Below are 25,618 nucleotides of genomic sequence, written 5' to 3' on the forward strand. Positions count from 1 at the left end.
CTCAGTGATGCTCCAGATGGTGCTTGGCGCGCGGGCCGTGGAAATAATCGACGAGCCAGGGGTCATCGGAAGCCTGCAGCTCGGCCAGCGTGCCGACCTCCAGCAATTTGCCCTGCCCGATGGCAGCGATACGGTCGCAGACTGTTACAAGACTGTCGAGGTCATGAGTGACCATATAGACGGTAAGCCCCAGCGCCGTCTTGAGGCTCAACACAAGTTCATCGAACCGGGCGGCGCCGATCGGGTCGAGCCCGGCGGTGGGCTCGTCGAGGAAAATAATGTCGGGATCGAGCGCCAGAGCGCGGGCCAGAGCGGCGCGCTTTATCATGCCGCCCGACAATTCAGCGGGATAGAGGTTTTCCGATTCGGGGCTGAGACCGACGAGATCGATCTTGAAGCGGGCGATTTCGCGACGCAGCTTTCGGGGAATGTCGAAATGCTCGCGCATGGGAAATTCGACGTTTTCCAGGACCGTCAGCGAGGAAAACAGAGCCCCTTGCTGGAACAGCACGCCCCAGCGGCGCTCGACGGCCACGCGGTCCCGCACGGACATGCCGGCATAATCCTGGCCGAAGACCTCTATTGTGCCGGCGCGCTTGGGCAAAAGGCCGATCAGCGCGCGCAAGGTCACCGATTTTCCCGAGCCGGACGGGCCGATGATGCCGAGCACTTCGCCCTTGCGCACATCAAGCGAAAAGCCTTCGATGACATTGCGGTCGCCAAAGCCCACGACGAGGTCGCGGATCGAGATGATGGGATCGGGTGTGGTTGTATCGACCATGCGCTAAACTCCGATGGCCGCAAAGAACATGGCGAACAGACCATCGGCGACGATGACCAGGAAAATCGCGCGCACGACGGACGCCGTGGTGTGGCGGCCAAGAGATTCGGCGCTGCCCTTCACCTTGAACCCCTCGTTGGTGGCGACCAGGCCGATAATGACGGCCATGAAGGGCGCCTTGACCATGCCGACCATGAGCGTCTGCATGTTGAGCGCGTCCTGCAGCCGTTCAAGAAAGATATCGAACGGGATGCCGCCATAGACCAAGGCTACGACAGCCGCGCCCACGAGTCCGGACAGCGCCCCGATGAACGCCAGGAACGGCAGGCCGATCAACAGCGCGATCATGCGCGGCAGGATCAGCACCTGGTAGGGATCTACCCCCATGACCTTGAGCGCGTCGAGTTCCTCGCGCATGCGCATGGAACCCAGCTCGGCGGTAATGGCCGAACCCGACCGGCCGGCGATCATGATAGCAGCGAGCAGGAGCCCGACCTCGCGCAGCATCAGAATGGCGGCCAGATCGACCACATAGATCGCCACGCCGAAATTGTTGAGCTGGAGAATGGATTGCTGGGTGATGATGGCGCCGACCACCACCGAAATGAGCATGACAATGGGCACGGCGCGGAAGGCGATCAGATCGAGTTGGTTGACCAGCGCAGCAAGCCGGAACGGGGCGCGAAAGGTGAGCGTGGCCCCGGCCGCGGCCATCACCCGGCCAAGAACGGCGTGAATGGTGACCACATCGCCCAGCGCATTGGCGGTCATGCGGCCCAGTTCGTCGAATGGGCGCACAAGCCAGGGCAGCTTGTGCCTGGCGACAGGAGCGTGCGGCTCTATGGCATTGACGTGGCTTAAAAGCGCTTCCTGCGCCTGAGTTGTTCCGGTGATCGCGGTCTGAACGCCCTGCCCCATTTCTTCGCGGCGGCGGGCCAGAAGGAAGGCGCCGACCGTGTCGAGCGCAGTCACCCCGCTCAGATCGAACTCAAGGCGGGACGGCACGGTATGAGCGGAAAAGGCCGAATCGATCCGCGCCTGGATCTGCTGCGTCCATTGCGTAGTCCACGCGCCGGAAAGACGCGCAACGAGAACACCGTCTGCGCCGGACATCTCGATCCTGGGCTCATCGAGCTGGGTCATCAAGTCTGAGCTTATACTCCCGTGCGGGACGCCCACCGGAACGGGGCAGTCCTTGGCGATTCCTTAACATGCGGATTGGCGCTTGTCCCGACAGGGTGGCAAGCTTCACCAGGTTGTGGCCGCACTCGGCGCTGCGGGCGCCCGCCTGCCCCCTCAATCGATCCAGGCGTGGGCCGGATTGACCTTTGCACAGTAGTGTTCGGCGGTTGCGCGCGCTCTCCTGACGACCCGCCTGATGAAATCCTGCTGAGTGGATGCCTGATAGCTGGCAATGATCGGCATCGGCGGGAATCGCTTGGCGACCTTGATCGGATTGAGCAGACCTGAACTGAGCTCGCGGCTGATCGTGACGCTGGGGACGGCTCCGACGCCGAACCCGTCGATAAGAAGGTTGATGATCGCGTAGAGCGAATTGCAGCTGGTGAGCTTTGAGGCGAGAACCTGCTCGTCGTGAAAATACGGTGCCACCATCTGGTATGGCGGGGAATCCTTGGGAAAGGAGATGATCGGCATATCGGCCAGCGCCGCGACAGAATAGGTGCGATCGGGATCGATCAGTTTCGGCGAGCCGGCCCAGGTCATCTGAAAGACGCAGGCCGTGTAGTTGCGAAAGCCGTCGTCGAGAACGGGATGGAGGCAGAAGACCAGATCGAAATCGCCCTTGCGCATGCCGGTGAGCAAGGGCTTGGTCCCATCGACCGTCATTTCGATCTTGAGGTTGGGAAAGGTGTGGTGAAGCGAGTCGATCAGCAGCGGCATCCAGGTCGAGGACACGGAATCGATTGCCCCGATGCGGAGCGGACCGGGGGCATGGCCGGCGCCCTCGCCGATTTCACCACGCAGGGTTTCTATGTTTTCGAGAATGGTTTCGAAATGGCGCAGCACATGCTCGCCATCGAGCGTGAGCGCGAAGCGCCCTTCTCCGCGCTCGACCAGCCGGCAGGCAAATTCGCGCTCGATGGCCGCCAGCCGGCTGGAAATGGCCGGCTGGGTCGTGTTGAGCTCTTCCGCCGTCCGGCCGAAATGGCGGTTGCGGGCCAGAACCACGAAGGTCTTCATGTCGAGTATGCGCATGGCTATCTTCTAGAACGCCATCCACCCGAGGGAAAGGGCCCTGCTCAGGACGCGATCATGACGTGGCGAGCCTGGGTGTAGTCGAGCAGCGACTGCATGGACAAATCCGATCCATAGCCCGAATTCTTCATTCCGCCATGGGGCATCTCGGTGGCGAAAACGCCGTGAGTGTTGACCCATGTCACGCCATATTCGAGCGCGTTGGCGATCGACATGGCCGAGGATGCGTCGCGGGACCAGACCGAGGACGCCAGGCCGTATTCGGACGCGTTGGCCCATTCGAGCGCTTGGTCGGGCGTATCGAAGGGGGTTATGGTCACCACCGGACCGAACACTTCCTTTTGCACGATCTCGCTGGAAATGCCGGCCTGGACGAGGGTCGGCTCGTGGAAGAACCCTTCGCCGTCCGGCGTATTTCCGCCAGACAGGATTTCCGCGCCTTCCGATTTGGCACGAGAGACGAACCCGGCGACACGGTCCTGCTGTGCCCTCGAAATCAGCGGCCCGAATTCCACGTCATCGCGCTCGGGCGCGCCATAGACAAGGCTGCCGACCATTTGGCTCATGCGCGCGTTGAGATCGGGCAGGATGGCGCGGTCGACGAAAATCCGGCACGCCGCCGTGCAATCCTGGCCGGCATTATAAAAACTCGCTTCGCGCAGCGTTTCGACCAAGGCGTCGAGATCGGCATCCTTGAGGACGATCACCGGGGCCTTGCCGCCCAGTTCGAGATGGGTGCGCTTGATGGTCTCGCCGGCGGCGGCCTTGAGAACGGCTCGACCTGTCCTCACATCCCCCGTCAGCGAAATCATCCGCACCAAGGGGTGCGATATCAGCTTCTGGCCGACATCGAGCCCATTGCCGCAGATGATGTTGACGACCCCCCTGGGCAAGATGTCGTTGAGAAGACCACCGAGGGCCAGAAGGCTGAGGGGGGTATTTTCAGACGGCTTGATGACCACGGTGTTGCCGGCCGCGAGCGCGGGAGCGATTTTCCAGGCTGCCATGAGCAGCGGATAGTTCCAGGGGGCGATCGAGGCCACCACCCCGATCGGGTCGCGCCGGAGCATCGAGACCATATTGTCGGCGCGATAGCCATTGGCGGCAACGCCGGGGATGTTGCGGGCGGCTGTGGCGAAAAAACGGAACACGTCAGCCACATTGGCCAGTTCGGCGGCTTTGACGAAGCGCACGGGCTTTCCGGCATTGCGCGACTCCACATGGGCCAGCGCGTCGGCGTTGGCCTCCACGGCGTCGGCTATGGCCCACAACAGGCGCGAGCGCAGTTTGGGCGTGGTCTTGCGCCATTCGCCAAAGGCGCGGTGTGCGGCGGTTACAGCCTGTTCGACCTGACCGGCATCGGCGGATGCCACTTCGGCAAGCACTTTTCCAAGGGCCGGTTCGAACGCTGTTTCACTCGGTCCCTGCCCGGCGACATAGGCGCCATCGATCAAGAGGCGGGTTTCCATGATGCAATTCTCCATAATCGGTGCGCAGCCAGGGGCGACGGGTCAGGCGTTGGACGGGCTTTCGTCGAGCACCCTGATGCGCGCGGGGTCGATCTTGAGGCCGATCTTGTCGCCGCGCTCGTAGATGGTATCGGTGCCAGCCAGGACCCGCAGTTCGGTATCGGCGAGGCGCAGGACGTAGCGGTTCCGGGCGCCCAGAAAGATCCGGGTGCCGACCGTGGCGGTGATCTGGCCTTCATTGGCGGGGCAGATCACGAGGTCTTCCTGGCGCATGGCCAGAAGGCGTTCTCCTTGGGCTTCTGAACCGAGTTCCAGCGTCTGGCCATCGGCGAGCCTGGCGCTGCGGCCCGAAATGGTGGCGGGGAGAAGATTGGCCGCTCCAAGGAAGTTCGACGCATAGCCGGTGCGCGGCTGGGAGTAGATTTCGGCCGGCGCGCCTTCCTGCTCGATCTTGCCCTGATTGAGGAGCACGATCCTGTCGGAAAGGCTCAGCGCCTCTTCCTGATCGTGGGTCACAAAGATCGTGGTCAGCCCAAGGCGCTTGTGGATTTCGATCAGTTCGACCTGCATGTCTTCGCGCAGGCGGGCGTCGAGATTGGACAGCGGTTCGTCAAGCAACAGGACCAATGGCCGGGTCACGATGGCCCGAGCCAAGGCCACGCGCTGCTGCTGGCCGCCCGAAAGCTGGGTCGGCTTGCGGTCGGCCAGGTGCCCGAGCTGGACGGTATCGAGGGCGCCGCGAACCTTGTCCTGCTGTTCGTCCCGGTTGCCGATTCCACGCATCCTGAGGGGAAACCGCACATTTTCGAACACCGAGAGGTGCGGCAGCAGGGCGTAGGACTGGAACATCATGGCGATGTCGCGTTTTTCGGGCGGCAGCCGGGTTACATCTGTGCCGTCGATCTCGACGCTGCCGCTGGTGACGCCTTCGAGCCCGGCGACGATGCGCAGCAAGGTGGTCTTTCCGCACCCCGAAGCGCCGAGCAGACTGAGGAATTCCCCCGATGCGATATCGAGCGAAATGCCATGCAGCACCTGCACGGGACCGAAGGATTTCTTGATCGAAGTCAGACGAACATCAGCCATGGCAAATCAGGAACTCGCGAATTTCTGCACGCCGAGCATGCGGTCGATGATGAGGATCAGGGCAATGGTGATGCCGATCATGATGGTGGAGACGGCGGCCACCGAAGGGTCGGGGCTGAATTCAAGCTGGCCGTAAATCTGCACCGGCAGCGTGGTGAGCCCGGGCGTGCGCAGGAACAGTGCCAGCACCGCCTCGTCAAAGGAGATATTGAAGGCAAAGAACGCTCCGGCGATCAGGCCCGGCCGGCATTGCGGCACGACCACCAGCCAGAGCCGCTGGAGCCGGTTGGCGCCCATGGTCTGGGCGGCCTCTTCGAGGAAAGGATCGGATTCCGAGAGCACGGCCAGAGTGGTCCGCACGACATAGGGGATCGTGATGACGGTATGGCTGATCCAGAGCGTGACCAGCGATACCGGGCCGAACAGAGCACTCCAGAGCATGAGCATGCCAATGGCATAGATGATCGTGGGAAGGACGAGTGGCGAGAGGAAGAACGTCGCCAGACCGCCTGAAAAGGGTAATGCGCGCCGGTGAATGGCGATAGCCGCGGCTCCGCCGATGAGGGTCGCGCTGAGCGTTACTAGCAGCGCCACCTGCAGGCTGAGCCATGCAGCGCCGAGATAGGCATCCGAGGCGAGCACGTTTTCATACCAGCGCAGCGAGAACCCGGCGGGAGGAAAGGCGATGAACTGGCTTTCCGACACGGACACACCGACCACGACGACCAGCGGCGCGAGCAGGAACAGCGCGGTCAGAACCACAAAGATCGTCGTCGCAACGCGCAAGGGAGTGGAAATGGACTTAACCATTGGATCGCCCTCCTCCAAGTCGCGCATATGGCACGAGGATGATCAGGATGCCCACAAAGAGGATAACCGCCTGGGCAGCCGCGAAGGGCCAATCCAGCGTCTGGGTCACCGAACGGTAGATCGACGCTGCCAGAACCTGAATGCGCGAACCGCCGAGCAGATTGGGGGTAACAAAGGACGAGGCGGAAAGCGTGAAGACCAGCAGAGACCCGGCCACGATACCCGGCAGAGCCAGCGGCAGGACAACGGTTCTGAGCGATTGCAGGAACGTGCAGCCCATGGTGCGGGCGGCTTCTTCGAGGCGTGTATCGATGCGGGTTACGACACCGAGGATCGAAAGGGTCATGAACGGCAGGAGCACCTGGACCATGCCGATGACGATGGCGGTCTCGGTTTGCATGAGCGAAAAGTTGCGGCCCACCAGGCCAAGGCTCTGGAGCGTTTCGGAGACCAGGCCCGAGCGCCCCAGCAGCACCATCCAGCCGAAGGTGCGCACGACAACGCTGGTCATGAGCGGCAGGATGACCAGCACGATGAGCCAGAGCCGCAGGCGCGGGCCGACGCGGGCCATGATATAGGCCAGGGGAAAGCCGATGGCCGCGCAGATCACTGTGATCAGCAGCGAAAGCCGAACGGTGCGCCAGAGAACGCCGAGATAATAGCTGTCGGTCAGAAACCGGGTGAAATGATCAAGCGTCGGTCCCTGTTCGCCCGAAACCGACAAGATGAGCATCTGGGCGATGGGGACAAAGAAGGCCAGCGCCAGCAGCAGCGCGCCTGGCAGCAGCAACAGCGAATTCTCGGTACGGTCGCTCATTGATTGGCCTCGGAGAACGTGTGCGCCATGCGCGGATACTATCCGCGCATGGCAGGGTAAGGGTTATCCGCTTACTGCGCGATAGTGCGGTTCCAGGCGTCGACCCAGTCGGCGCGGTTGGCCTCGATCACTGTCGGGTCGAAACGCAGAAGACCTGCCACCGCGTCGGGACCGTAAACGACGTCCGCCGCCACTTCCTCGCTCAATTCCACCTTCGAATTGGTCGGGGTATAGCGCAGGGCATCGGCAAAGCAAGCCTGAGCTTCCGGCGATATCTCCATGTCGATGAACTTGAGAGCCAACTCGTCATTGTCGCGGCCGGCGACAAGGTTTGCCGTGATGAAGCTGGCCGGGGTGCCCTCTTCGCCCTGCACGAATGCCGTGGGCAGGCCCGCGTTGCGCAGGGTGAAGGCATAGTCGGAGGCGTAAGGGGCGACCCAGGCGTCGTTCTGAGCAAACTCCTGCTGGATTTCAGGCGACGTCGAAACGATGATCGCGCCGTTTTCCAGAAGCGAACTGACCGCGTCGAGACCGGGCTGGATATCGTCAAGGCTACCACCCTGAACCTGGTTGAGCATCAGAAAGCCCAGCATGCCATAGCCGTTGGAAATATCGGTCAGGACGATATGGTCGGCATAGGCCTCATCGAGAATATCGGTCCACGAAGACGGCGCTTCGGGAGCATTTTCGGTGTTGTAGATCATGCCGATCGCAGCGATCGAATAGGCAGGCCCCTCGCCGGCTTCAAGGTTGGATTTGGCGAAGTCGTAAAGGTCGGCCGCGTTGGAGAGGCTTGCCGGATCGATCGGATCGAGCAGACCTTCCTGGGCGCCGACGATTTCCTGACCGCCCGAGAAGTGAATGACGTCGAACTGGGGCGCCTGGGCCTGGGCCCGCAACTGGGCGAAAGCATCGGCCGAATAGGCCGTGACGATCTGCACGGTGGCGCCGGTCTCGGCTTCGAACGGATCGATGACGCATTGGCGGTGTGCTTCTTCATAGGCGCCACCGAAGGAATTGATGGTGATTGTTCCGCCCTGGGCGAAGGCCGTGGTGGCCATCAGGGCAGCGACGCCGGAAAGGGCGATTGAAGAGTAGATTTTCATGACTGGTATCCTCTCTTTGGTTCCAAGCTGGTGGTGCTGATGCGCGGCCATCCCCTCTGGCGGCCGCGCATGGTGAAGGCTCAAAGCCGGCCAAATTCGACGGTCTTGATGCCTTCCTTGCGGATAAGCCTGCATTGCTCGGCAATGGCGTCGAGACCTTCAGTCATCCGGGCGAAATATGTGCATGGTATCCAACCGGTGGGACCGAAGGTTCGTCCGCCTACTCCGTAGAACATCCCGACTTCCCAGAACTCGTCAGGGTCGATCTTGAAGAAATTCCTGGGCTGATAGAACCACAGCATATCACCGGGTTCGGGCAGGACTGTCTGGTTTTCAGGCGGCAGGCTGGTCGGATCGAAATTGCGGGCGCTTTCGGGCAGGCCCATCATGATTTCGGGGCCCGAGAAGATGGCATGGCTGGCCGGAACCTGGATGGGTTTTTCCAGGGCGCCCCAGATCGCCTTGCACGTTTCGGGTGCGTTGTCCCAATAAAGGGAAATGATCCCCTTAACGTCGGATTCGACAAATTTCAGATAGAGCTTGCGGTCTGTCATTCTGCCTCCAGCAATTCGATATGCCAGCATCACAGGGCATTGGCGCGCATGTGTCCAATCTTAATGCGCGATTGATCCGATAAATCTTTTTTATCGCTTCAGCGCATTGCGGCGCGTGCGGCCTGTCCCAGATAACGCCAGAAGGCCAGATCGTGCTCGCGCACGGCCGGACGCCATTCCGGATGCCACTGAACGGCGAGAACAGGCGCGTTCGTGTCCGAAGCCGAGAGCGCTTCGATAACGCCATCGGAAGCCTGCGCTTCGACCCGCAATCCTTCACCAAGGCGCGCGACCGTCTGGAAATGCACGCTGTTTATGGCCAACTCGCCCTCCCCCATTATCCTCGACAGAAGCCCGCCGGGGGCAATCGAAGCGCCATGAGAGTGTCCGAACATGGTTTCGAGATCGGCGCCGTCGGCAGCGTGATGGGAAAAGGCGGGCGTGGCCCCCGCGCGTTCGTCGGCCAAGGTTCCCCCAAAGGCAACGTTGATTTCCTGCAGGCCGCGACAAACACCGAAGACCGGTTTGCTCATGGCGATGGCCGCGTGGATCAGATGTTGGCTGAGGCCGTCGCGGGCCGTGTCGAAGGGCGGCGTTCCTTCACCCGAAGCCCCATAGCGGTGGGGCTCGATGTTGGAATTGGAACCTGTCAGCAAGATCGCATCGACCCGTTCGACGATAGCATGGGCGGCCAGCGCATCGCTCCAGGCGGGGACGATGATCGGGACGGCGTCGGCGTGTTTTGCAACGGCCTCGAGATAGCGCTTCTTGACGATGCTGGCCGGCTCGCCCTCCACCTCGCGAACGCAGGAAATGACGGCGACGAGGGGTTTTGATGTCAAACGTCGAGCCCTCCGATCAGGCCATATTTGAGTTCGGTGAATTCGGTGATCCCATGATGCGATCCTTCGCGGGCATTGCCGCTTTGCTTGACACCGCCGAACGGCGCCATTTCGGAAGACAATATGCCAGTGTTGATGCCAACCATACCGTATTCGAGATTTTCGAGCATGCGATAGGTGCGGGCCATGTCTGTTGTAAACACGTAAGCAGCAAGCCCGGTTTCGCTGGCATTGGCCGCGGCGAGCACTTCGGCCTCGTCGGCAAAGGAAAAGACCGGTGCGAGCGGCCCGAAGGTCTCTTCGCGTGCCACGCGCATCTTTGCGCTGGCGCCCTTGAGCACCGTTGGTTCGAAAAACGTGCCGCCCAGGGCGTGCCGGTGACCTCCGGTGACCAGTTCTGCACCATGGGCAAGCGCATCGGCAATGTGGGACTGGACTTTTTCAAGCGCGGCGGCGTTGATCAGTGGTCCTTGCGTGACCCCCTCATCGCCGCCATGGCCGATCTTTAGCGCTTCGACCGCCTTGGCAAGCCGGGCGGTAAAATCGTCGGCAACGCTCTGGTGCACATAGATGCGGTTGGCGCATACGCAGGTCTGGCCCATGTTGCGGAATTTGGACGCCATGGCACCCGCCACCGCCGCGTCGAGATCGGCATCTTCGAACACGATGAAGGGGGCGTTGCCGCCCAATTCGAGTGCCACGCGCTTCATCGATTCCGCGGCGCGGCCCATGAGATATTTGCCGACCGGTGTCGATCCCGTGAAGCCGATGAGCCGGACATCGGGATGGGTTACGAACGCCTCGCCGATGGCCCTGGCGTCGCCGGTTATGACGTTGAGCACCCCGTCAGGCACGCCGGCGCGCTGAGCCAATGCCGCCAGCGCCAGGGCCGTAAGGGGTGTTTCGGGCGCCGGCTTGAGCACAACCGTGCAGCCGCTGGCCAGGGCGGGGGCGACCTTGCGGGTGATCATCGCCGCCGGAAAGTTCCAGGGGGTGATCAGCGCAACCACCCCGATCGGCTGGCGCAGCACCATGGCGCGGGTTCCCTCGCGGGGCGGCGGCAGGATTTCACCCAGGATGCGCTTGGCCTCCTCGGCGTAGTATTCGATGTAGGAGGCCGCGTAATCGATCTCGCCGCGCGCCTCGGCGATCGGCTTGCCCTGTTCGGCGGTCAGCAGCGCCGCGAGTTCATCGCGGTGTTCGACGATGAAATCGAACCAGGCCCGGAGTACCCCCGACCGCAATTTGACCGGCTGACGCTTCCAATCGGCAAAGGCTTCCGCAGCGGCATCGAGCGCCCCTTTGGCTTCAGTTTCGCCAAGCAGGGGGACATTGGCGATGACCTCACCGGTGGCAGGGTTGGTGACCGGCGAGTGCGCCTCGCCGACCCATTTGCCATCAACCAGACATCTGGTTTCCATCCAGTCCGCGATGATCATTTCAGTTGTCCTTTCCGAGGGCCGTGCCGAGCCGGGAAAGCCCGTCTTCGAGCTGATCGTCCGGCACGGTCAGGGGCACGAGAATGCGGATGGTGTTGCCGAAAATACCGCAGGTGAGAATGACCAGACCCAGCTCAAGCGCTCGCAGGGCGACCGCCTTGGCCGCCGCCGCATCCGGGCGGCCTTCGGCATCGATGATGTCAAAGGCAATCATTGCGCCCGACCCGCGAAGGCCATCGATGCGAACTCCGGTTTCGCTTTTCGCGAAACCTTCAAGCCGCTCGCATATGCGGGCGCCGATCAGGCTGGCGCGCTCGAGGAGGCCTTCTTCTTCAATGACATCGAGCACGGCCAGCGCGGCGGCGCACGCTACGGGGTTGCCCGCGTAGGTTCCGCCCAGGCTCCCCGGCGCTGCCTGGTCCATCAGGTCGGCGCGGCCAATCACCCCCGAGAGAGGAAACCCGCCGGCAAGCGATTTCGCAACCGTGATCAGATCGGGCCTTATCGAACTGTGTTCGATGGCGAACATCTTGCCGGTGCGCCCGAACCCGGACTGGATTTCGTCGGCGATCAGGACAATGCCGTGCGTGTCGGCGAGCGCGCGCAATTGGGCCAGCAAGGCGTCCGGCGCTGAATGAAACCCGCCTTCCCCCTGTACCGGTTCGATGATGATTGCGGCAACGTCGGTGGGCGCAATATCGGCCCGGAACAACCTCTCGAGCGCTTTCAGGCTGTCTTCAACGCTCACGCCATCGGCCTGACAGGGGAACGGCACGTGGAAAATGCCGGCCGGTCCCAGCCCGAGCCGATCCCTGTAGGGGGATATTTTTCCGGTCAAACTCATCGCCAGATGGGTGCGGCCATGAAAGCCGCCGGTAAAGGCGATAACCCCTGCCCGGCCCGTGGCGGCCCGTGCGATCTTTATCGCGTTCTCCACCGCCTCGGCACCGGTGGAAAAGAACACCGACTTTGCCGGGCCGTCGATCGGCGCCAGAGCGTTCAGGCGCTCGGCCAGCGCGATATAGGGCTCGTAGGGCAGAATCTGAAAGGCGGTATGGGTGTAGGCCTCGATCTGAGCCGTGGCGGCAGCCAGAACCTTTGGATGCCGATGGCCGGTATTGAGAACCGCAATACCGCCGGCGAAGTCGATGAAGGATCTGCCCTCAACGTCCCAGATGCGCGCGTTCTCGGCGCGCTCGACGAAGATCGGATAGGCGCTGGCGAGGCCGCGCGCCACTGCTGCATCGCGGCGGGAAATGAGCTTACTGTTTGTCACGATGGTTCCTTGCACAAACGGGTTCAAGGCTCGTGCTAGCATGCGCCGGGCAGCGTGAGAGGCGACATTGCGTTTGCCCTCGTGGTGCTCTAGAGTTTCCACCAATCGCCTTTGGAGACCGAGCTTGACCGTCCCGACCCTGCCGCCACTGCACCTGCTGCGAGCCTTTCACGCGGTTGCGCAGACCGGGAGCATCCGCAGAGGTGCTGAAGCGCTGGGACTGACCCATACGGTGGTCAGCAGGCATGTGCGAAATCTCGAGGCCTATCTGGGATCGAAACTTTTCGACCGCCGCACGACCGGCGCTGTGCTGACCGGCGCGGGACGGGAGTTGTTTGCCGCGACCGATGCGGCGCTGGTTCAACTCGAGAGCGCCATCGAAAAACTCATGCCGCGAACGGCGCTGGGCCGCCTGCGGATATGGGCCATGCCGGGCCTTGCGGCGCGCTGGCTGAGCCCCAGGCTCACCGATCTCCAGGCCGTATTGCGCGAGGTGGAGATCGTGCTGCGGGCCTCGGAAACCGCTCCGGATTTTGATGCGAGTGAAGCCGATATCTTTATCGGATTTGCCGCCACAAACGAGATTCCGGCTGACGCGGAGTTGCTGGCAACGCCCAGGATGTTCCCGGTGGCCAGTCCGCAATGGCTCGCTCAGCATGGCGTGCCTGAGGATTTGCCGGCTGTATCACGCCAGCCGCTGATTCATGAGAATGATCACCGCCAATGGACGTCATGGCTGCGAACGGCCGGACTGGAGCCTGTGCCACCGCTCATGGGGCCGAGCCTGTGGAATGCCAGCCTGGGCCTTGACGCCGCGCTTGCTCATCAAGGCATCGCTCTGGCAACCCAACTGAGCGTGGCGGGGGACATCGCCGCCGGCCGGCTTACGGAAATCCTCGATACCAACGTAACAACCGGAAGCTATTATCTGCAGACGGCCGCGGACAAAAAGAACAAGGGGCATGTGACCCGGTTCCGCAAATGGCTGGAGAGCGAGATGGCCTCGGGCATCTCCAGGGGCGATTGATCGCCTAGGATCGTTTGTCCAACGCGGCCTGACGCAATTTGTCCAGTGTTGTCCGAGGCGTGATGGCCTGCGGATCGAGCTTGAGTTCGATCACCGCCGCCCGGCCTGATGCCAGCGCGCGCTCCATGGCCGGCGCAAATTCGGCGGTGGTGGCGACCGTCTCACCGTGCGCACCGAATGCCCTGGCGTAGGCGGCGAAATCGGGATTGACCAGATCGGTGGCAGAGATACGCCCCGGATAATGGTTCTCCTGATGCATGCGGATGGTGCCTAAAATGCCATTGTTGAAGACAATGGTGATCGGTTTGGCGCCTGCCGCCATGGCCGTTGCCAGGTCCTGCCCGCTCATGAGGAAATCGCCATCACCGGCGAAGCAGACAACCGGGCTGCCGGGTTTGACGATCGAAGCCGCTACGGCCGCAGGAAACCCGTATCCCATTGACCCCGACGTGGGCGCCAGTTCGGTGCCCAGGCGCCGGTAGCGATGGAAGCGGTGGAGCCAGACCGAGAAATTGCCCGCTCCGTTGGTGTATATGGTTTCAACCGGCATGTTGGCCTCGAGCCATGCCATGACCGTACCAAGCTGGATGTCGCCAGGGTTGGCCGGGCAGACCTGCCACTCGGTGTAATCGGCATGCGCGGCCTCGCCTGTGCCCTGCCAGACCGGGTTGGAAACCGGTTCGAGCGCGGAAAGCGACTTTGCAAATTCACGCGGGGTCGCATTGATCGCCAGGACCGGATGATAGACCCGGCCAAGCTCCTCGGGGTCCGGATGAACGTGGATCAGCGTCTGCCTGGGGACCGGTATGTCGAACAGGGTGTACCCTCCGGTCGTCATTTCGGTGAGCCGTGCGCCAATGACGAGCAGAAGATCTGCCGCCTCGATGGTCTTGAGCAGTTTGGGATTGGGGCCGATGCCAAGATCGCCCGCGTAGAGCGGATGGGCGTTGTCGAACCGGTCGGCGCGGCGGAAAGTGGTTATGACCGGCAAATGGTTGGCTTCGGCGAAAGTCTGTATGGCGGCGACCGATGCCTCATCCCAAGGCGCGCCGCCAAGCAAAAGCATGGGCCGCCGGGCTGCTGCGAGCATTTCGCGCAGTTGCACCAGTTGGGCGGGCCCCGGCCAGCTTTCGAGCGGCGCAAAGGGTAAGGCATCGTCCACCTCGGCCATCTCGGTCAGCATATCTTCCGGCAATGCAATGGCGACCGGTCCGGGGCGGCCGCTGGTCGCGACGCGGAAAGCGCGGGCGATCAATTCGGGCAGCCGGGCCGCATCGTCGATCTGGGCCGTCCACTTTGTGACTTGACCGAACATGCGGCGATAGTCGATTTCCTGAAACGCTTCGCGCTCGATCTGGTCGCGGGCAACCTGGCCGATAAACAGAATCATCGGAGTGGCGTCCTGCATGGCCACGTGCAGCCCCGCACTGGCGTTGGTCGCGCCCGGTCCGCGGGTCACCATGCAGATGCCAGGGCGATTGGTGAGCTTGCCATGGGCCTCGGCCATCATGGCCGCGTTGCCCTCCTGCCGGCAGGTGACGGTTTTGATTTCGGGCGCGTCATAGAGTGCATCGAGAACCGCCAGGTAGCTTTCACCGGGCACGCAGAACACGTGGTCGGCGCCGTGGATCTTGAGCTGATCGACGAGTATCTGTCCGCCGGTGCGGGTGGTCATCAAGAGGCTCCCGTGCTGTCTGCGGTCACACTGTTCCCGATCGGCGCGGGCCGTGTCGAGATCAATCACACGTTATCCCCTGCCCTCGAGCACCGGAATCGACGAGACAGATGCTACCGGACCCGCGCATGCAGGGGTTCGCTTCCGGCAACTTCAGGAATTTGGGGGAAATGGCGGAGAGAAAGTCCGCCATACCTTTATCCGTCGATGTTCGCAGCCATCCGAAATTCCTTCAAAATTTGAAGTATTTGGCTATGTAGTTGGTTTTTGCCATTCGCTCATGTACGCTGCAATCCGGTGATTTCTTTAGGGTTGGTTTTAGGGTGGAACGGCAAACATGGCCAAGCAGACACACAGGCTGAGCGCACGGTCGGTGACGACCATAACCAAGCCGGGCCTGCATGCCGATGGTGATGGCTTGTACCTTGTAGTAGACAAGACCGGCGCCAAGCGTTGGGCCTTCATTTTCCAGTGGGACGGCAAGCGCAAAGAGATGGGATTGGGCAACCTGGCGTCCATCGGCCTCGCTGATGCCCGAGGCATCGCCGCAGACGCTCGCAGACTGTTGGCAACGGGCAAGAATCCGATCGAAGAGCGAAGGCGCGCCAAAGCCGAGCGCGAAGTCGCTGCCATGACCTTTAGCAGATATGCGGAGGAATTTGTCGGCGACGTCACCAAGGGTTTTCACAACGACAAGCATCAGGCTCAGTGGCGCATGACTCTTTCCGTGGTCAGGGATATTGATCCCTTCCATCGCCTTTAAGAACTCCATGTCGTCCTTCTTCGGTAGTAAGCCGTTCAGATTGGTCCTGCCCGATCTGGGCCAGCTCTACCGTTACATCGAGGACTACATCGATCGGCACAGAGCACGCCTTCTGAATGGCGCCAGCGATCCCAGTACGTTCTTTGTGAAAACCGTCAAAGTCTCGTCCGCGAACGCGGCCTACAGCCAAACTACCTTTTATGAAGCCTGGCGCCTGATCATCCAGCGGTATGGCATCTATAACCCATGGACCAACCGGGGCGCGATCAAGGGTCTACTCCCTCACGGTTCCCACAATGTTCGGGACGTGTTGGCGACACATATTCTGAAACAAACAGGATCGTACGAGCAGGCGAGTTATGCGATCCAAGATACCCCTGAGATGGTAGCCCAACACTATGGACGCTTCCTGCCGCAGGACAAGGCTGCACTTGCGGCTCGCATTCTCAACAAGGTTTGGGAAGCTGCGTAGGCCTGAGACGACCACGCAACGTTGGCCTGCTGGACATATTCAATCGTCCAGCAGGTATTCGATTACTGCTACAGCCAGCTTAAGTAGAAATTTCCAATCTCGCGGATGCATGTTGGGCCTCCGATGTCTGCCTTTGGAGCATCATCATGTGGCCAGTCGAACGCATGGGGATAAGTTACTGGACCTACCAGAAGCCAAATAGCTGCCCGATGGCCGGCACGAAGCTCAAGGAGAGGCAGACGGCGCCAATTGCGGCCAGTGTGCGCGGCAACATCAGTTGATTTCTCCCTTGAGTTTGGCAACCAAGGTTTCGGCGCGGATTAGCCGTTACCACATCTGGCGCTCTCGCCTTTAACAACCATTCGACAAGCGGCGATATCGGTCAGCGGATAGGAAAGCTTGATGAGCTGATCGCCGACTTCAACGCCGTCGAAGTGGAGTTGATTGGGAAGATGGAGGAAACAGATACCCATCTAGGGCCTGGGAAAAACGCACCCGATCATATCTGGGCAGAGCAGTTTGTCGTCGGCGATAGGTTGGATGCTGCAGCGCTCAGCATTTGCTCTTACCACCCAGCGAATGCAGCGGAACATGTCGCGAAAGCCGAGTGGCTGCTCAATAACTGGTGGCGCGACACACAGCCTGAATGGCATGAAGTGCAAGCGCTGTTGCACTCCATGATGGAGATGGCCGCATGAATCGCCGCGACCTTATCAAGGGCTTGCCCGCCGCTGCGCTCCTCCCCACTGCGCTTGTCGCCACCCCATCTGCTGCGCACGAGCTGTCAGCCAAGGAACGATACGATTATCACCTGGCCGAGTTCCAGCGGGCGGCCGAGGAGTTGGACCCGATGATCGGTCGCTGGAACCTCATGCAGCCCGACGGTCCCGGTGAGCCGGTCCGCCTTTATGCCCACCGTGTGACCGGCCGCTACGAGGGCGACGGCATCTATGAGAGTGGTCAGGAAACCGCCATGGGTGGCCGCATTCACTATCGCGTCGAGCTGACCAACGACATCATCGATGGCAAGCGCACATTCATGGTTTCATGCTCCGGCGAACACTCCCGGGTGCTCGAACATGTTCTTGAAACGCGAATAGGAAGGCGGCTCTCCGCACTGTGATGACCCATCGGCGAGGGCGGATACCCGCCCTCGCCTACCTGCATTCTGTGGTCAGATCGAAGTCGCCAAGCCGCTAACCGATTCAGAGGGTCGGGCCGGCAATCAAATTCCGCCTGACCGGTTCGGGGCAGTATCGGAGCGGCCTCCACATCCAACCGTACTTGCGTCCGACTCCCCATTGCACATGACGCAAGCCAAGAACGGATTGGTATCTGCGAAGCATTGCCCTTCTGCGCCGCGCGAATAGGAAGTTTGCGCGCTCGGGCTCGTCAGGCCCTTCATTCTCGAATTCCAACGGAAATGCACACAGCAACAAGACGGAGGCCCGCCGCATGAATTCGCGTTCTATCCCACGTGCGATGAGCTTGAGCGCCATCCGATCAGGATCAGCCTCTGAACGAACCACCAAGCGGTCGAAATGCACAGCATTGCCATAATCAAATGGCGGGTCATAGTCGGGCCAATTTTCTATAATGATGGTGGCGAACGTCTCGCTTTGGCTGCTGACGCCATCGGCCGCATGCCAGAAATCCTCAAGGTCGAGGCTCGATTCCACACGCCATTCATTGAATTGGGCGACTGCGCAAAGCCCATTGGCACTATAGCAGCGGATCCATACATCCCTGCTCGATATGTATTCGAGCTCCTCGAAATAGGCATATCTGACGCATTGCAACTCGTAACTTCCGTGCTGCTGCCTCCAAGTCGGACGCCTGCTCAATGTGTGTTCAGAGTTTGTGACGATTTGTTCCCACGCCTTGTGGCGCGCGACCCTGATGTTCCAAGCTTTCTGATTCATCCCGCTTCACCTTCCGCCCCGAGTTGTCGAAAAGTGCCCCAAGGAAACATGCATGAGATTCGCGATTTGGTCGAGAACTCGTGTGCCTTGCTACGATGTGTGAATAATGGGGAGCGCAGTCATTGATAGTGGGTGCGCGCACCGGCCGTTAAGCCGGCGGAGCACCGACCATGCGCCCCATGGCTTACTCCGTGTCCGATGTGATCGAGATGATCGGCATTGGTCGCACCAAGTTCTACCAACTCGTCAGCGCTGGCGAAATCAAGACTCGGAAGATTGGCAACCGCACTGTCGTCCTGGCGGCTGATTTAGATACGTGGCTCGCCTCCCTGCCCTCCTCGACCAATCAGGAGGTGAACCAGTGACCGAACACCATTCCTCCCGCCGCGCGAAGCGTCTCAAGCAGGACGCGAACCGGTCTCAGAAGCTTCGCGACAAGCTCAAGGGACAAGGCATCCCCACAACCCATCAGAATAACCGCGCGCTGGCTGAAGGCTTTTTCTACCAGGTGGCCGCCAAGCGCAACGCGGCAATCCCAATGAAGGAGATCCATATCCCCGCTCAATTGGTGCTGGCTTACGCCCTTCGCATTCTCACATCGAAGTCGAACGGTACGAGCCAGTTCGATCAGGACGCCACTTTCGAGGCCATCAAACAGCGCCTGTCACGGGAATGCAGCACCCCTTTCAGGATCGACTCTCTGAGGATGCTCCCACGTGATGACATCACTGATGAAAACTGAGTACACACCCGTTACCTCATCAGATGACATCACGGTCGACCAGCGTGTGAATATCGAGGACATCGGCGAGATCGACCTTTCATCCATCCGCCATCGATAATTGCGTATCTGTCCAGTTGAGCCATGGCCGGCTGAGTTGCGGCGGCTGTCATGAACGCGGGCAGTACACTGGCCCACAGCGTTGATTTGAACATCGCCTCCCCCCGTACGTGTAGGTAATAATATTCCCAGTTCCTACCCATGCCGAACTTTCATCCAGCCCACCTAAATTTGCAGGCGGCTAGAACCATCCTGAAATTCGCGCCAGCCCCCGCGCAAAAAACACATAGCTCCCAATAGCTGTGGCGATTGTCACTAACGAAAGGGTAAAATAGGCGCCGCCCCATATCTTTGATGCCCGTGTGGAGCGGATAAATGGCTCGACGAAATGCTTGCTCATCGAGGCGGCAGACTCGCCGGCGCAAAGGTTGGTCAAATATCCGAGTCCGGCAGTGACGGCAGCAGCCAGAGCGCCTTTGGAGAACTCCATCAGCGCGTTCATGAAAAGCGCAATCAGCTGCGCGGTTGCAGGTTCGCCGTCGATGGACGAGATAGTAGAAGCCAGAAAGCCAAGGAGCGCTATGCAAGCGGCTCCGTTTAGTAGAAGTGCTGCTTTGACGGCGTGGTGGCCGGATTCGATTGCCGCATTGATCTGGCTTTCGAAGCGAATGTCCTGCCGATCGAAGGCTCGCTTTTGCCAAAAATGAGGATCCTCGCGGAATTCATCGCCCATGCCCATCCTCCAAACCAACGTCACGAGAGCTACACCCGAGCGCTGCCCCAAGGCAAGACAGCGGACATGGCCTATTCACAGGCTCCTTATAACCACTCGAAGAATGACATAACGTCATCGAACTGCAACCGGGTGTGCCCTGTCGCGGCCCAATAGATGACCATCAGCACCACCACGCCGATTGCGAAGATTGAGGCTATGCGATGCTTCATCCGCGTCCCCTATGGTGCTGGTGCACCCGAACAGAAACCATGAACGCCCCTCGCGCCGAAGCAACAGTGGTCTATCAACAAATAGGGGCACAAGCTGAGTTCAGCCGTCCGCTGCAGGGAGTCCCCATTGGTGGATGTTCCCGTAGGGTGCGGGGAGCGCCTTATAGTCGCTGGTCTTTATCTGCTGACCGGTCAGTACAAATACTGACTGCGCTCGGTTAAGCTTTCCAAAAACGTCGATGGATGACGTTATGGCACTCACGTAAATGGCTGAATGCCCCGCCATAACGGCATTGTATTCGGCCAGTGAAATGGGTTTGAGCGCGGAAATAATATGCGTGGCGGCGGCCCCTGGCGATAAGCCTGTCGTTCTCTTCGCCTCCTGCGTGCGAACAAAAGGCTGGTTCGGCTGGGATGGGTAGTCGGCAACTATGATAGTTCCAAGAATATCGACGTCAGCGGCAGGCGTAATACCCTCGTTTCTGAAATGAACCCGAGCCTGGGGAATCTGCTCTGCTCCCGGGCGCTGGAGATCACACGACGTGACGATGACATACGCACGAGTTTGAGCCTCGCCGATCGTCCTGGTTTCATTGAGCGCAGCCTCGGCAACCTTAGTTGCCGCTTCGGCTTGAACAACAGCCTCTCTCGTGGCGCGAAGCGTTCTGAGCAAGATGAAGAGGGCAATCGCACTCAATAGTAGTGCCAGCGCGCTCGTCGCAGCCATCGCGGCGTCAGACCACCCCACTGCTTCGGTCCAATTAATTTTGAACATTTTTGCCCCCATTTCGCAGGCAACATGCCCCGCAAGCCTCCGTCGCGCAAGCACGCTGCCCAACGGAGCAGGCGAGAGCAGCGCCGTACCTACGACCGCAAGCGCGATCAACAGGAATGGCGCCGCTGGTACAAGACAGCGGTGGCGGCGAAAACGGCAAGCCCAGCATCAGGACGAGCCACTATGCGCCCTTTGCGTCAAGGCAGGCCGGACGACGGCCGTTACGGTCGCCGACCAAGTCGGAAGCATAATGCCGGCTATGACAGGTTCTGCACGGCAGGCTTTAGGGTGAACTTTAGGGTATCCGCACTCCCGGTAATTGAAATCAACGCAATTTCAAATACTTCGGGAGGGAAAGTGGCGGAGAGGAAGGGACTCTCTGCCGAAATACATTTTTCCTAGCGATTCCAAATTGTTCAGGCGATACTTCGACTTACAAGTGCAATCGTGGATACAATGCAGGATACATTAGCCGGGGCCGGTGCGTGCATCAAGACCTAACTTGTCCTCCCCCCTCGTCTGGACCGGCTCTGTGCGATGCTGGCCGATCGCCATAACCTCGTGACCGGTGACGACCTTTTTCGCGATCAGGAGATCAGCGAGCTCCAATATATCATCCCGGTGGTTCTCGACCAATGTTCGTGCCGTGCTCATGGCGCGGTCGAGCTCATTGGCAAGATGATCGGAGAAGCGCAGGCCGTTGAGTACGGGGTCGAGTGACTGCAGGCCATCCGTAGTCGTGAGCCAACCGAAAAGCCCATCCTGCATCATTGAAGCGCGAAGCAACTCATTGGCGTGGCTAAGAGCCCAACCCGAAAAGAGTTGAGCAGTTTCAGCAGGTTGTGATTCAGTTCGGTTGCGAGACTGAACGGAGAACACAATGGCCTGGACCGAAACTGCCCGACACGAGTATGCGCGACGTGGGCGTCGTTATTCAAGCGATCTGACCGACCAGGAATGGGCGATCATCGCGCCCCTCATGCCGCCTGCGCGATCTATCGGTCGACCGAGGACCACGAATTTGCGGTCCGTGATGGATGCTGTGCTCTACATGGCCTCGAGCGGTTGCCAATGGAGCCTGCTGCCAGGAGAGTTTCCGCCACCATCGACGGTGCAGCGCTATTTCTATGACTGGCGTGACAGCGGTTTGCTCGCCATCATCAACCATCACCTGGTGATGATAGCCCGCGAGTGCGAAGGGCGTGAGGCTTCACCCTCGGCGGGCGTGATCGACAGCCAAAGTGTCAAGACCACCGAAAGCGGCGGGGTCCGGGGCTATGATGCAGGAAAGAAGATCAAGGGTCGCAAGCGCCATATCGTCACCGACACGCTGGGCTTAATGGTAGGGCTGGTCGTCCACAGTGCCGATGTCCAGGATCGGGACGGTGCTGCCACCGTGCTCCAATCGATCCGTTCGAGCTTTCCCTGGCTGCGTCATGTCTTCGCCGATGGTGGCTATGCTGGCCCCAAATTACGCGGTTCATTGGCCAAGATAGGCCGCTGGGATCTGCAAATCGTCAAACGCTCCGACACTGCCAAGGGGTTCGAGCTCTTACCGCGCCGCTGGGTCGTCGAGCGCACCTTTGCCTGGTTGGGACGCTGTCGGCGCTTGGCCAAAGACTGGGAAAGATCGGTCGCCAGCGCCCAGGCGTGGATCTTCATCGCACACATCCGAATCCTAACACGGCGGATCGCAAGGCACTGCAATTGCTCATAGAGTTTCGAGTCGGGCACTAAGATCGGCCGACGCGCCCGAGTTGGGCCCCTTCCCCAAATGTTCGTCCGCCGCCCGTCCGGCCAGCAAGGCAATAACGAAGTTCCGGACCTCATTGAGGGTTCTGGTCTTTCCGGTCCGCTGGATGCTTGTCCAGCCGCCAGAGGTGCCTTCGGGCAGGATACTCACCTCTCCGACCTCGAGACCACAGGTCCACGCGACTATTGCATGACCGGCCTCGTGGATGGCCACAGTTCTTTCATGGTCTGGATCGGTAGCATGCTCAAGCAACGGCCCGAACAAGTCATCGACCTGAAGGGGACGGTTCTGGCGGGTGGCAGACGATATCGCCGATAGCGCAAGGGAACGCAGATCAGCGGCGGTCTTGCCTATCGTCAGCCGTCCCAGAGCGGAATAGGTATCTGATGCCAGTCGCTCACCAAGGTAGTGCCGGAGAATCCTTCCCCGGTCAGCTTCAGACGGCAGTCCAACATGAACATGCCGTTCAAGACGACCGGCCCGCACCAGGGCTTTTTCGACGTTGTTGAGATAGTTCGTTCCGGCAAGAAGAAGGATCGGTCGATCAAGACGCTTGAGCTGATCAATCTTGGTCATCACGCCCGTCACGACCGGTGTCCACCACTGCCTGTTCTCACCCGTCATTGTTCCACGGTCGCCAAGGGACTCGATCTCATCGATCATTCCCACGACTGGACGATCCGACTGTTCGAGCTTTTGAAAGAACTCGCCGATCTGCTGCATGACGCTGCCAAGATGGCCACCGCCGGCTTCGAACCACCACCCGACCGACGTGTAGTGATACGCCCAGCCGGCCGTTTTGGCGATGCTTTCGCAAACGGTCGTCTTTCCAGTTCCGGGTGGTCCATAGACGATTGAGTATGGCAGGTGGGCGGCAGACGTTTGACCGCTCGCGACCGAGTTCATGAGCTCTACCGCTTCTGTCGCCCACTCCTCCACGCCTCTGGGAAGTGGCAAATCCTTGAGGAGCGGCGCATCATTGAGTGAGTTACCAGATGGCATATGCCGGGCATTTGCCGCGCGGAGATTGGCGACGCACTGTTTCGGCGAATGATCGGGGCGGATGGCTGCAGCGATCTCATCAAGGTCGAGGTTTTCGTAGTCGGCAGCGTTGAGGCTCCGCACCGTGTGGCCGGTGACAACGCGAATTGCATCGCGCAGCGTTTTGAGTGTCGGCTTGCCAATAGAGTAGCGGTTATTGGCGGCGTAAAGCAGTTTTGGATGGACCATCCCTTCCGGATCCTGCGAATAAACAACCAGGCTCGCACCTGGAAAAATCGCTGCGAGCCGGTCGGCACCAGTCGGCTCGTATTTGCCGCTGCGGCGCAAAAGCTCGGTTATCGCGTCGCTGTCAGTTCCAACGTTGCGATATTCGACGTTGCGCTCAAACTGGATCGCCCATTCGGCGCTGGGGGTCTTCACGACTGAGATGTTTCCCGGCTGCTCGAGCGCCTTGCGTTGACGTGCGCTGAAGCTATTTTGAAAATGCAGACGAACCAAAATCTCGACCGTCGTTTGAGGACGACGACGCTGCGGCGGGAGATTGGACCCAGTCAGGTCATTCAAGTTGTCGGATTTGGAAACCTTGGAAAACGACATGGTATTCCTCGCACCGGGCAGCGTATTGACGCTGCTCCGGTCATTGAGTTGAGAATGAACGATGGACGATTAATGCAGGCGGACGGGCTGCAACTGCTCGGACAAAGGCGTCCAATTCACACGAGAGCGCCCCTTGGCACCGCACAAAAACTGCGACGCCCCACTGCACGTCGGGAAGACAACATCGCGGGTTAAAACCAGAACGCCATCAACGTCGTCGGCCGGCTCCAGGATACCCGAATGCAGCCATTGGGCCCGCAGGAATCCAACAGTGCTGTTGGCCGACGCCACAAAATCGGCACGAACTTCCGATCCTCGCATAACGAGCCATCTGCCATCGGCGCATTCAGCCGCCGCCGCGGTGAGCCCGCCGAACTCAAGTCCATAGATTTGGCCGTCTGGCCGTTCACGCGCCGGGCGATCAGGTCCAAGGCGCTCATGCTCGGTAGCAGGACCGGCAAAGACATAGCGCATGTCCTGCCAAAGAAAGGCGACGCCGTTGGCGCGCAAGGTGGCGCAGGCTTCGGATAAGAACAAGGCAAGCTGGTCATAGCGTCCCGGCTCAACCGCCCCGCCGTGCGGCACGGAATTGATCATGCTTTCAACGTCATAATCGCCATTGAGCCGGTCGAACAGCATACGCTCGAGAACCTTCGCATCGTCACGCGACAAGCCGTCGCCTTCATCAACGATTGCAACCATCTTTTCGGGGCGGCCCTCGGGGAGCTGACGGCCGGCACCAATGCGGCGCGCGACATTGTCGGCGCGGCCGACATAGCACTGGCCACGGTGGTAGAGAACGTAGACCCCGGGGCGCCTGAGTGCCGGTTGACTGGCGAAATCGGCGCGCCGCGCGCCTTCGCCGAAGAAGAGGGCCGGCTTGAGCGCGGTAAAGCTCAGGTGCCGGATGGCCGGATTCGCCGGGTCTGGCTCGTTGTCACCAGAGCCTTGCTTCTCCGCCTTGAGCCGACTCTGCTGAGGCCCAGAGGTGATATCGGCAAAGCCCTCGGTTTTCAGACCCTGCCCTCCCGAAGTCCGCTGAACAAGTGAATGAGCGTCCAAGAAGCCAGGCGCAGTAATCTCGATAGCGCCCGCCTGCTCCATTGCCAAAAGGGCCGAGACCGGATCGGGCTCGGCAGCCAGTAGATCAATAAGGTCCCCGACAGTCGATGAGCCCGTCTCGTCGAGTGCACGAAAGACAGAAACTTGAACCCGGGGCGGAACCTCCGGGCGGCCGATGAGACCACGATGATTGGGGAAAGGGTCTGCCTCCAAGTTCTGGATGGCAGAAAGGGGGTTGCGCGCGGACGCAGTGCCCGCGAAAAGAGTATCAGCCATGTCAATCTCGCTGTTCACGCAGTGAGGTCATGGTCAGGTCGGCGGGAGGTTTGCAGACCCCTCGTCGACCGCCTTTGCAGCGGCGGCTTCTGACCAGCAGGCGCGGAATTGCGCCGGTTCCCACAAGATGGGGCGAAGTTTCCAATTTGCAAACGAAAACCCGGCGCAATG

The 25,618-nt window shown here is 60.4% G+C and carries 27 protein-coding genes and 1 pseudogene; 8 read left to right on the forward strand and 20 right to left on the reverse strand.

The genetic code is table 11. From position 1 onward, the window contains the following. Position 1: 1 nt before the first annotated feature. The 12 genes from OF122_RS12150 to gabT form a co-directional block, all read right to left on the reverse strand. The gene (locus OF122_RS12150) at positions 2 to 781 is read right to left on the reverse strand and encodes an ABC transporter ATP-binding protein (protein WP_264224503.1); all 780 of its coding nucleotides are present in this window, start codon (positions 779 to 781) and stop codon (positions 2 to 4) included. A 3-nt stretch (positions 782 to 784) separates the two neighbouring features. Then, a complete protein-coding gene (locus OF122_RS12155; protein WP_264224504.1) occupies positions 785 to 1,924 on the reverse strand; it encodes an ABC transporter permease in 1,140 nt (379 codons plus the stop codon). Between the two features lie 153 nt (positions 1,925 to 2,077). Next, the gene (locus tag OF122_RS12160; protein WP_264224505.1) at positions 2,078 to 2,998 is read right to left on the reverse strand and encodes a LysR family transcriptional regulator; all 921 of its coding nucleotides are present in this window, start codon (positions 2,996 to 2,998) and stop codon (positions 2,078 to 2,080) included. Positions 2,999 to 3,042: 44 nt separating this feature from the next. After that, on the reverse strand, positions 3,043 to 4,467 hold the full coding sequence (locus tag OF122_RS12165) for an aminobutyraldehyde dehydrogenase (RefSeq protein WP_264224506.1): 1,425 nt from the start codon (positions 4,465 to 4,467) through the stop codon (positions 3,043 to 3,045). Positions 4,468 to 4,509: 42 nt separating this feature from the next. Continuing rightward, positions 4,510 to 5,553 carry an ABC transporter ATP-binding protein gene (locus tag OF122_RS12170; RefSeq protein ID WP_264224507.1) on the reverse strand — a complete coding sequence of 348 codons (1,044 nt, stop codon included), beginning with the start codon at positions 5,551 to 5,553 and terminating at the stop codon, positions 4,510 to 4,512. A 6-nt stretch (positions 5,554 to 5,559) separates the two neighbouring features. Next, positions 5,560 to 6,363, reverse strand: coding sequence for an ABC transporter permease (locus OF122_RS12175; protein ID WP_264224508.1), 804 nt, complete (start codon positions 6,361 to 6,363; stop codon positions 5,560 to 5,562). After that, positions 6,356 to 7,180, reverse strand: a complete 825-nt coding sequence (locus OF122_RS12180) for an ABC transporter permease (RefSeq protein ID WP_264224509.1) — start codon at positions 7,178 to 7,180, stop codon at positions 6,356 to 6,358. Before OF122_RS12180 ends, OF122_RS12175 begins: the two co-directional genes overlap by 8 nt. Positions 7,181 to 7,251: 71 nt before the next feature. Continuing rightward, on the reverse strand, positions 7,252 to 8,286 hold the full coding sequence (locus OF122_RS12185; protein WP_264224510.1) for an ABC transporter substrate-binding protein: 1,035 nt from the start codon (positions 8,284 to 8,286) through the stop codon (positions 7,252 to 7,254). Positions 8,287 to 8,366: 80 nt separating this feature from the next. Continuing rightward, positions 8,367 to 8,840: a DUF3830 family protein gene (locus OF122_RS12190; protein ID WP_264224511.1), complete on the reverse strand. Its 474-nt coding sequence runs from the start codon at positions 8,838 to 8,840 to the stop codon at positions 8,367 to 8,369. Positions 8,841 to 8,938: 98 nt separating this feature from the next. Continuing rightward, entirely contained in the window at positions 8,939 to 9,682 is a 744-nt protein-coding gene (locus OF122_RS12195) for a gamma-glutamyl-gamma-aminobutyrate hydrolase family protein (RefSeq protein ID WP_264224512.1), read from the reverse strand. Then, positions 9,679 to 11,121 carry an NAD-dependent succinate-semialdehyde dehydrogenase gene (locus OF122_RS12200; RefSeq protein WP_319019365.1) on the reverse strand — a complete coding sequence of 481 codons (1,443 nt, stop codon included), beginning with the start codon at positions 11,119 to 11,121 and terminating at the stop codon, positions 9,679 to 9,681. The genes OF122_RS12195 and OF122_RS12200 overlap by 4 nt, the downstream gene beginning before the upstream one ends. A gap of 1 nt (position 11,122) precedes the next feature. Further along, on the reverse strand, positions 11,123 to 12,397 hold the full coding sequence (gene gabT / locus OF122_RS12205) for a 4-aminobutyrate--2-oxoglutarate transaminase (protein ID WP_264224513.1): 1,275 nt from the start codon (positions 12,395 to 12,397) through the stop codon (positions 11,123 to 11,125). 124 nt (positions 12,398 to 12,521) lie between these two features. Between gabT and OF122_RS12210 the strand changes: the two genes are divergently transcribed. Further along, positions 12,522 to 13,424 (forward strand): LysR substrate-binding domain-containing protein, encoded by a 903-nt coding sequence (locus tag OF122_RS12210; protein ID WP_264224514.1) that lies wholly within the window; start codon positions 12,522 to 12,524, stop codon positions 13,422 to 13,424. Positions 13,425 to 13,428: 4 nt separating this feature from the next. On the opposite strand, the gene OF122_RS12215 is transcribed toward OF122_RS12210, so the two are convergent. Then, positions 13,429 to 15,099, reverse strand: a complete 1,671-nt coding sequence (locus tag OF122_RS12215) for a thiamine pyrophosphate-binding protein (protein WP_264224515.1) — start codon at positions 15,097 to 15,099, stop codon at positions 13,429 to 13,431. Between the two features lie 337 nt (positions 15,100 to 15,436). On the opposite strand from OF122_RS12215, the gene OF122_RS12220 reads away from it, so the two are divergent. The 4 genes and pseudogenes from OF122_RS12220 (at position 15,437) to OF122_RS12235 (ending at position 17,457) form a co-directional block, all read left to right on the forward strand. Continuing rightward, a complete protein-coding gene (locus OF122_RS12220) occupies positions 15,437 to 15,862 on the forward strand; it encodes an Arm DNA-binding domain-containing protein (RefSeq protein ID WP_264224516.1) in 426 nt (141 codons plus the stop codon). After that, positions 15,837 to 16,334: pseudogene (locus OF122_RS12225) on the forward strand (hypothetical protein); the annotation flags it as partial. The gene OF122_RS12220 and the pseudogene OF122_RS12225, both read left to right, overlap by 26 nt. Positions 16,335 to 16,786: 452 nt before the next feature. Continuing rightward, positions 16,787 to 17,032, forward strand: a complete 246-nt coding sequence (locus OF122_RS12230; protein WP_264224517.1) for a hypothetical protein — start codon at positions 16,787 to 16,789, stop codon at positions 17,030 to 17,032. After that, positions 17,029 to 17,457, forward strand: coding sequence for a hypothetical protein (locus tag OF122_RS12235; RefSeq protein WP_264224518.1), 429 nt, complete (start codon positions 17,029 to 17,031; stop codon positions 17,455 to 17,457). Before OF122_RS12230 ends, OF122_RS12235 begins: the two co-directional genes overlap by 4 nt. Positions 17,458 to 17,539: 82 nt before the next feature. Here the strand turns inward: OF122_RS12235 and OF122_RS12240 are convergent, their stop codons facing one another. Beyond that, a complete protein-coding gene (locus OF122_RS12240) occupies positions 17,540 to 18,256 on the reverse strand; it encodes a hypothetical protein (RefSeq protein ID WP_264224519.1) in 717 nt (238 codons plus the stop codon). 170 nt (positions 18,257 to 18,426) lie between these two features. Here OF122_RS12240 and OF122_RS12245 point away from each other — a divergent pair, with 170 nt between their 5' ends. Beyond that, positions 18,427 to 18,621 (forward strand): helix-turn-helix domain-containing protein, encoded by a 195-nt coding sequence (locus tag OF122_RS12245; protein ID WP_264224520.1) that lies wholly within the window; start codon positions 18,427 to 18,429, stop codon positions 18,619 to 18,621. Then, positions 18,618 to 18,998: a hypothetical protein gene (locus OF122_RS12250; protein WP_264224521.1), complete on the forward strand. Its 381-nt coding sequence runs from the start codon at positions 18,618 to 18,620 to the stop codon at positions 18,996 to 18,998. Before OF122_RS12245 ends, OF122_RS12250 begins: the two co-directional genes overlap by 4 nt. 280 nt (positions 18,999 to 19,278) lie before the next feature. Here the strand turns inward: OF122_RS12250 and OF122_RS12255 are convergent, their stop codons facing one another. The 4 genes from OF122_RS12255 to OF122_RS12270 all read right to left on the reverse strand — a co-directional run bounded on the left by OF122_RS12255 (position 19,279) and on the right by OF122_RS12270 (position 21,528). Beyond that, on the reverse strand, positions 19,279 to 19,770 hold the full coding sequence (locus OF122_RS12255) for a hypothetical protein (RefSeq protein ID WP_264224522.1): 492 nt from the start codon (positions 19,768 to 19,770) through the stop codon (positions 19,279 to 19,281). Positions 19,771 to 19,856: 86 nt separating this feature from the next. Beyond that, entirely contained in the window at positions 19,857 to 19,982 is a 126-nt protein-coding gene (locus OF122_RS12260) for a hypothetical protein (protein ID WP_264224523.1), read from the reverse strand. 100 nt (positions 19,983 to 20,082) lie between these two features. Continuing rightward, positions 20,083 to 20,757: a hypothetical protein gene (locus tag OF122_RS12265; protein WP_264224524.1), complete on the reverse strand. Its 675-nt coding sequence runs from the start codon at positions 20,755 to 20,757 to the stop codon at positions 20,083 to 20,085. A gap of 468 nt (positions 20,758 to 21,225) precedes the next feature. Further along, complete coding sequence (locus OF122_RS12270) at positions 21,226 to 21,528, reverse strand: hypothetical protein (RefSeq protein ID WP_264224525.1); 303 nt, start codon at positions 21,526 to 21,528, stop codon at positions 21,226 to 21,228. A 109-nt stretch (positions 21,529 to 21,637) separates the two neighbouring features. On the opposite strand from OF122_RS12270, the gene OF122_RS12275 reads away from it, so the two are divergent. Further along, positions 21,638 to 22,474 carry an IS5 family transposase gene (locus OF122_RS12275; protein ID WP_264224526.1) on the forward strand — a complete coding sequence of 279 codons (837 nt, stop codon included), beginning with the start codon at positions 21,638 to 21,640 and terminating at the stop codon, positions 22,472 to 22,474. Here the strand turns inward: OF122_RS12275 and OF122_RS12280 are convergent. Then, positions 22,469 to 24,109, reverse strand: a complete 1,641-nt coding sequence (locus tag OF122_RS12280; RefSeq protein ID WP_264224527.1) for an AAA family ATPase — start codon at positions 24,107 to 24,109, stop codon at positions 22,469 to 22,471. The two genes, OF122_RS12275 and OF122_RS12280, sit on opposite strands and share 6 nt — an antisense overlap. Before the next feature lie 69 nt (positions 24,110 to 24,178). Next, positions 24,179 to 25,447 carry a hypothetical protein gene (locus OF122_RS12285; RefSeq protein WP_264224528.1) on the reverse strand — a complete coding sequence of 423 codons (1,269 nt, stop codon included), beginning with the start codon at positions 25,445 to 25,447 and terminating at the stop codon, positions 24,179 to 24,181. Between the last annotated feature and the right edge of the window lie 171 nt (positions 25,448 to 25,618).

This window comes from Pelagibacterium flavum (assembly GCF_025854335.1).
Classification (GTDB): Bacteria; Pseudomonadota; Alphaproteobacteria; order Rhizobiales; family Devosiaceae; genus Pelagibacterium; species Pelagibacterium flavum.

Excerpts from the sequence above, each read along its gene's own strand:
- OF122_RS12265 (WP_264224524.1), bottom strand. The coding sequence starts at position 20,757 with ATGTTCAAAATTAATTGGACCGAAGCAGTGGGGTGGTCTGACGCCGCG.
- OF122_RS12165 (WP_264224506.1), bottom strand. The coding sequence starts at position 4,467 with ATGGAAACCCGCCTCTTGATCGATGGCGCCTATGTCGCCGGGCAGGGA.
- OF122_RS12255 (WP_264224522.1), bottom strand. The coding sequence starts at position 19,770 with ATGGGCGATGAATTCCGCGAGGATCCTCATTTTTGGCAAAAGCGAGCC.
- OF122_RS12280 (WP_264224527.1), bottom strand. The coding sequence starts at position 24,109 with ATGTCGTTTTCCAAGGTTTCCAAATCCGACAACTTGAATGACCTGACT.
- OF122_RS12170 (WP_264224507.1), bottom strand. The coding sequence starts at position 5,553 with ATGGCTGATGTTCGTCTGACTTCGATCAAGAAATCCTTCGGTCCCGTG.
- OF122_RS12190 (WP_264224511.1), bottom strand. The coding sequence starts at position 8,840 with ATGACAGACCGCAAGCTCTATCTGAAATTTGTCGAATCCGACGTTAAG.
- OF122_RS12275 (WP_264224526.1), top strand. The coding sequence starts at position 21,638 with ATGGCCTGGACCGAAACTGCCCGACACGAGTATGCGCGACGTGGGCGT.
- OF122_RS12240 (WP_264224519.1), bottom strand. The coding sequence starts at position 18,256 with ATGAATCAGAAAGCTTGGAACATCAGGGTCGCGCGCCACAAGGCGTGG.
- OF122_RS12260 (WP_264224523.1), bottom strand. The coding sequence starts at position 19,982 with ATGAAGCATCGCATAGCCTCAATCTTCGCAATCGGCGTGGTGGTGCTG.
- OF122_RS12235 (WP_264224518.1), top strand. The coding sequence starts at position 17,029 with ATGAATCGCCGCGACCTTATCAAGGGCTTGCCCGCCGCTGCGCTCCTC.
- OF122_RS12270 (WP_264224525.1), bottom strand. The coding sequence starts at position 21,528 with ATGATGCAGGATGGGCTTTTCGGTTGGCTCACGACTACGGATGGCCTG.
- OF122_RS12155 (WP_264224504.1), bottom strand. The coding sequence starts at position 1,924 with ATGACCCAGCTCGATGAGCCCAGGATCGAGATGTCCGGCGCAGACGGT.
- OF122_RS12200 (WP_319019365.1), bottom strand. The coding sequence starts at position 11,121 with ATGATCATCGCGGACTGGATGGAAACCAGATGTCTGGTTGATGGCAAA.
- OF122_RS12150 (WP_264224503.1), bottom strand. The coding sequence starts at position 781 with ATGGTCGATACAACCACACCCGATCCCATCATCTCGATCCGCGACCTC.
- OF122_RS12180 (WP_264224509.1), bottom strand. The coding sequence starts at position 7,180 with ATGAGCGACCGTACCGAGAATTCGCTGTTGCTGCTGCCAGGCGCGCTG.
- OF122_RS12185 (WP_264224510.1), bottom strand. The coding sequence starts at position 8,286 with ATGAAAATCTACTCTTCAATCGCCCTTTCCGGCGTCGCTGCCCTGATG.
- OF122_RS12160 (WP_264224505.1), bottom strand. The coding sequence starts at position 2,998 with ATGCGCATACTCGACATGAAGACCTTCGTGGTTCTGGCCCGCAACCGC.
- OF122_RS12175 (WP_264224508.1), bottom strand. The coding sequence starts at position 6,363 with ATGGTTAAGTCCATTTCCACTCCCTTGCGCGTTGCGACGACGATCTTT.
- OF122_RS12245 (WP_264224520.1), top strand. The coding sequence starts at position 18,427 with ATGCGCCCCATGGCTTACTCCGTGTCCGATGTGATCGAGATGATCGGC.
- OF122_RS12215 (WP_264224515.1), bottom strand. The coding sequence starts at position 15,099 with ATGACCACCCGCACCGGCGGACAGATACTCGTCGATCAGCTCAAGATC.
- OF122_RS12220 (WP_264224516.1), top strand. The coding sequence starts at position 15,437 with ATGGCCAAGCAGACACACAGGCTGAGCGCACGGTCGGTGACGACCATA.
- OF122_RS12285 (WP_264224528.1), bottom strand. The coding sequence starts at position 25,447 with ATGGCTGATACTCTTTTCGCGGGCACTGCGTCCGCGCGCAACCCCCTT.
- OF122_RS12230 (WP_264224517.1), top strand. The coding sequence starts at position 16,787 with ATGGAGGAAACAGATACCCATCTAGGGCCTGGGAAAAACGCACCCGAT.